The organism is Bradyrhizobium sp., from assembly GCF_017881085.1.
Lineage (GTDB): Bacteria > Pseudomonadota > Alphaproteobacteria > Rhizobiales > Xanthobacteraceae > Bradyrhizobium.
The window spans coordinates 1-4,909 of record NZ_JADGRI010000368.1 but is presented as its reverse complement, the minus strand read 5'-3'; the positions used below and the strand labels follow the sequence as shown (position 1 = coordinate 4,909).

General features: G+C 63.2%; 5 protein-coding genes and 1 pseudogene. 1 reads left to right on the top strand and 5 read right to left on the bottom strand.

All coding sequences use genetic code 11. The features are described 5' to 3' along the window. The 5 genes and pseudogenes from QZ213_RS24650 to tsaB all read right to left on the bottom strand — a co-directional run. Positions 1–282: pseudogene (locus QZ213_RS24650) on the bottom strand (tRNA (N6-isopentenyl adenosine(37)-C2)-methylthiotransferase MiaB); the annotation flags it as partial. Positions 283–463: 181 nt separating this feature from the next. Further along, positions 464–1,150, bottom strand: a complete 687-nt coding sequence (locus QZ213_RS24645) for an HAD family hydrolase (RefSeq protein WP_291688685.1) — start codon at positions 1,148–1,150, stop codon at positions 464–466. A gap of 43 nt (positions 1,151–1,193) precedes the next feature. Continuing rightward, positions 1,194–1,643, bottom strand: coding sequence for a Fur family transcriptional regulator (locus QZ213_RS24640; RefSeq protein ID WP_291688684.1), 450 nt, complete (start codon positions 1,641–1,643; stop codon positions 1,194–1,196). 187 nt (positions 1,644–1,830) lie between these two features. After that, a complete protein-coding gene (gene rimI / locus QZ213_RS24635; RefSeq protein WP_291688683.1) occupies positions 1,831–2,316 on the bottom strand; it encodes a ribosomal protein S18-alanine N-acetyltransferase in 486 nt (161 codons plus the stop codon). Next, positions 2,313–3,011, bottom strand: coding sequence for a tRNA (adenosine(37)-N6)-threonylcarbamoyltransferase complex dimerization subunit type 1 TsaB (gene tsaB / locus QZ213_RS24630; RefSeq protein ID WP_291688682.1), 699 nt, complete (start codon positions 3,009–3,011; stop codon positions 2,313–2,315). The genes rimI and tsaB overlap by 4 nt, the downstream gene beginning before the upstream one ends. A gap of 363 nt (positions 3,012–3,374) precedes the next feature. Here tsaB and QZ213_RS24625 point away from each other — a divergent pair. Continuing rightward, a partial coding sequence (locus QZ213_RS24625; protein ID WP_291688681.1) for a PAS domain-containing methyl-accepting chemotaxis protein occupies positions 3,375–4,909 on the top strand: 1,535 nt, incomplete at its 3' end.

Here is a 4,909-nt window from a genome sequence, read left to right as displayed (position 1 = left end):
GCCCTCGGCCTGCGCGACGCAGCCGGCCACCGCGATGTTCATGGTCCGGCCATTGCGCGCGGCTTCGTCCTTGGCGACGCGCAGCCGCCCCAGCTCCGAGTAGACCTTCTCGGAGGCCTTTTCGCGGATGTGACAGGTGTTGAGGATCACCAGATCGGCGTCATGGACGCTCGCAGTCTCGACAAAGCCCTCCGGCGCCAGCGTGTCCACCATGCGCTGCGCATCGTAGACGTTCATCTGACAACCATAGGACTTGATATGCAGCTTGCGCGGCGGCTTCATGGAACCTGAATGATGTGAGGAAACGGCGCCAATGCGGCACGGGGCTGAGATATAGGCTAAAGGAGCGGAAATCCAGCGTTTGGTGGCGTCATTCCGGGGCGATGCGCCGGCATCGAACCCGGAATCTCGAGATTGTCCGATGTGCAATAGCACGTCTGGGGTCTGGTCCTCGGACCATCCGTTAGTCCACTGCCGCCCTTGCCCCAATCCGCGCGATCAGCCCTGGCAATTGCCGCATATCGTCGAACGTCATGAGGGCGCCTGCGGCGCGCAGCATATCGGCATGACCCGGCCGGCAATGGCTGCCGCCGTGAAAGCCGAGTACGGTCATCCCGGCGGCCCGCGCGCCGGTGATGCCGGGCACGCTGTCTTCGATCACCAGGCATCGCCCAGGCGATACCTGCATCTGCCCGGCCGCGAACAGGAACAGGTCCGGCGCAGGCTTGCCGCGCGCGACCTGCGTGGCGGAGAAAATGTGGGGCGCGAGACGATCATAGAGGCCGGCGCAGCTCAGCCCGTGGCGGATCTTTTCGGGGGTGCCGCTCGAGGCCACGCATTTGGGCAGGCCGATGGCGGCGATCGCCTCGCCGACATGGGAAATCGCCCTGAGATCGCCGGCATAGAATTGCAGGGTGGCCTGTTTGACCTTAGATTCAAAATCGTCCGGCAGCTGGCGGCCGATCTCGGTTTCAATTGTTTGCCGCGCTTCGCGATCCGACACGCCGAGAAAGCGCTCGAGCACCTGATCGGCCGTGATCGGGTAGCCGTGCCGCGTCAGGGTTTGTGCATGCGCGCGGCAGGAAATGACTTCGCTGTCGACCAGGACGCCGTCGCAATCGAAGATCACGAGATCGACGTGTGAATTCAAGCCTTGTGAATCCACGCCTTGCAAGTTCGAAGTCTTCACGCGCTCAGGATTTGTCGTCTTCAAGCGGGACGCAGTACAGTTCCAGCCGGTGGTCGACCAGCTTGTAGCCGAGCTTGCGGGCGATTTCGGCCTGCAGCTTCTCGATTTCCTCGTTGGTGAATTCGATCACCTTGCCGTCGCGCAAGTTGATCAGATGATCGTGGTGGCTGTCGCGCATCTGCTCGTAGCGGGCGCGGCCCTCGCGGAAGTCGTGGCGCTCGATGATGCCGGCATCCTCGAACAGTTTCACCGTCCGGTACACCGTCGAGATCGAGATCTTGTCGTCGACCGCGACGCAGCGGCGATACAGTTCTTCCACGTCGGGATGGTCGGCCGCTTCCGCCAGCACGCGCGCGATGACGCGGCGCTGCTCGGTCATGCGCATGCCGGTGGCGGCGCAACGGGCTTCGATGCCGGTGGCCTTGAGCGCGGGGCTGGATTTCAGTGCGGTCATGGGTTTTGCCTTGGGTAACAGCGCATGAATCCGCCAAAACATGTCCTCAGGCCCTTGGGCTTGAGGTTTCGGCGGGCTGGCCGGAGCCTTATGCGCCACTTAATCGTCCGGAACTTTGATCCGACGCAAACCGGACCCGTTTTCTGCTGATCGCGCTCGGTGCCCCCCTTGTGCCACCGCCGGGGCGTCACGACAAGTCGCGGCGCATCAGCAGGGCGTTCAATTGTTCCCCGTTCGCCTGCCGGTAGTAGCGTTCGCGGCGGCCGACGACGGTAAATCCGGACCGCTCGTAAAGCCGCCGCGCCGGCTGATTATTTTCCTCGACCTCGAGGAATACGGCGCGCACGCCGCGGCCGGCGAGATGGCCGAGATGGGTCAGCAGCAGGCTGCGGGACAGGCCGCGGCCGCGATGGCTCGCGGCGAGCGCGATCGAAAGTATCTCGGCCTCGTCCGCCGCCAGCCGCGACACGGCGAAACCTATGATCTTGCGGCCGATTCTCAGGCGATGCACCAGCGTGTTGCGTTCGGTCAGCATGGCCTCGAATTCGGCTTCGCCCCAGCCCCGGTGAAACGACTCGCCGTGCAAGTGCGCCAGCCGGGGCGCGTCGCGCAGGGTCGCCGGCTCGACCAAAGCTGTGCCGCCGCCCCACCATTCGGACAGCCACGCCATCATGGCGAGGAGGGCTGCGAGGCTTTTTGCAGCGGGTCTTTTTGCGGTTTGGCGTCGGGCGCGCGCAGATAGAACGGGCGGGCGGGCGCGGTATTCGGGGAGACCGCGGCCCCCAGCCAGGCCACCCAGGCGATGTCGGGCGCGGCCTGCGGATCGACCTTGAACGGCGGCGGCGCATCCGCGGGCCAGCGGTCGGCGAGCATCCTGGCGGCGTTGCCCACCAGATGTGCTGCGCCGAACCTTGATGCGCCAAGCGCCTCCTCGATCGGTCCGACCTGCGGCCGAATCAACGAACTTCCGTCGCCGGCGACCGCCTGGAAATACACATGGTCATGCCGGGCATCGATCGCCGAGATCACCGGATGTTCGGCGTTCCGGCTGACGATGGGGGCGGCATAGGCCGTCAGGGTAGTAACGCCGACCACCGGCTTGTCGGCGGCCAGGGCAATGCCGCGCGCGGCGGAAAGTCCGACCCGCAAGCCGGTGAAACTGCCGGGACCGGTGGTCACCGCGATGCGGTCGAGGCCTGAAAAGGCAATGCCCGAGGCTTTCATGACCCGCGCGATCAGCGGCATCAGCGCTTCGGCATGACCGCGCTTCATGGCTTGCGATTCCTGCGCCACCAACACGCCGGCTTCGGTGTCGAGAACGCCCGCGGCGCAGGCATCCAGCGCGGTGTCGATGGCGAGGATCAGCATGATTTCTCTCTATCATGGCATGCCGCGAACGGTGCGTGCCACCCACAGGTTATTCGCGGATGCCTGTTCGCGAATTCCAATCGGCGCGACTTTCGACTCTCGGATGTACCTTGTCGAATGCTCTCGCATTTGCCGTGTCGTTAGGCAACTCGAAAACGCCTGCGGCACAGGCGTAACTCTTCCAACATAGCCGGAGCGCCAAGCCGATTCCCTTGGCACTGCATGGGTTAAGCAAATGTTGGCACAAAGCTGCAAAATTGATCCATGAGATTTGTAGCGCGGCTGAGAGAAGATATCCACGATCAAACCGACAATAGAAACGCTTCGATCTTCATCCCCCCATCATTCCCAGGAAGTCATCAGATGTTGCAATGGCGCAATAGCCGAGCCTCGTTGAATGCCGTCGCGCAGGCCGCGGCAATCAGCAAATCGCAGGCCGTGATCGAGTTCGAGACGGACGGGACGATCATCACCGCCAACCAGAATTTCCTCGACGCGCTCGGGTATCGGCTCGAGGAAATCAAGGGCAAGCATCACGCGATGTTCGTCGCGCCTGAGGTGCGGGACAGCGCCGAATACCGCAAGTTCTGGGCCGATCTCGCCCGCGGCGAATTTCAGTCGGGGGAATACAAGCGCCTCGGCAAGGGCGGCAAGGAGGTCTGGATTCAGGCCTCCTACAATCCGATTCTCGACCGCAGCGGCAAGCCGTGCAGGGTGATCAAGTTTGCCAGCGACATCACCGCGAAAAAGATGCGCAGCATGGAGGACGCCGGCAAGATCGCGGCCATCGGCCGCGCGCAGGCGGTGATCGAGTTCAACCTCGATGGCACCATCATCACGGCCAACGACGCTTTCCTGAAAGCGCTCGGTTACCCGCTCGCCGAAATCCAGGGCAAGCACCACGGCATGTTCGTGGCGCCCGACGAGCGCAACAGCGACGCCTATCGCGAATTCTGGGCAAGCCTCAACCGCGGCGAATTTCAGACCGGGGAATACAAGCGCTTCGGCAAGGGCGGCAAGGAGGTGTGGATCCTCGCTTCCTACAATCCGATCCTCGACGATGCCGGAAAGCCGTTCAAGGTTGTGAAGTTCGCCAGCGATGTCACCGAACAGAAGCTCAGGAATGCGAATTTCGAAGGCCAGATCGAGGCGATCGGCAAGTCGCAGGCGGTGATCGAGTTCAGCATGGACGGCATGGTGCTCAATGCCAACAAGAACTTCCTGGACACGCTCGGCTATTCGCTCGCCGAGATCCAGGGCAAGCATCACAGCATGTTCGTGCCGCCTGACGAGCGCACTAGCGAGCCCTATCGCGCGTTCTGGGCGAGCCTCAACCGTGGCGAATTTCAGTCGGCCGAGTACCGTCGAATCGGCAGGGGCGGCAAGGAGGTCTGGATCCAGGCCTCCTACAACCCGATCCGGGACCTGAACGGCAGGCCTTACAAGGTGGTGAAATATGCCACCGACACCACCGCGCAGGTGATCGCGCGCAAGAAGAGCGAAGCCGTGCGTAGCATGATGGAGCAGGTCGCGGCGGGTGCCGAGGAACTGAACGCATCGGTGCGCGAAATCTCCCAGGCGATGGTGAGATCAAAGGACACCGCGACCGATGCGGTCGAGCGGGTGGAAGCCGCCGATCAGCAGGCGCAACGTCTCAGCACGGCGGCCGGATCGATGAGCAGCATCGTGCAGTTGATCGCCGATATCACCGGCCAGATCAACCTCCTGGCGCTCAACGCCACCATCGAATCCGCGCGCGCCGGCGAAGCGGGCCGCGGTTTCGCCGTGGTTGCCGCGGAGGTCAAGAATCTCGCCAACCAGGCCAGGCAGGCCACCGACAAGATCGGCAGCGAAATCGGAAACCTGACCGAGATTTCATCCGATGTCGTCGATGCCCT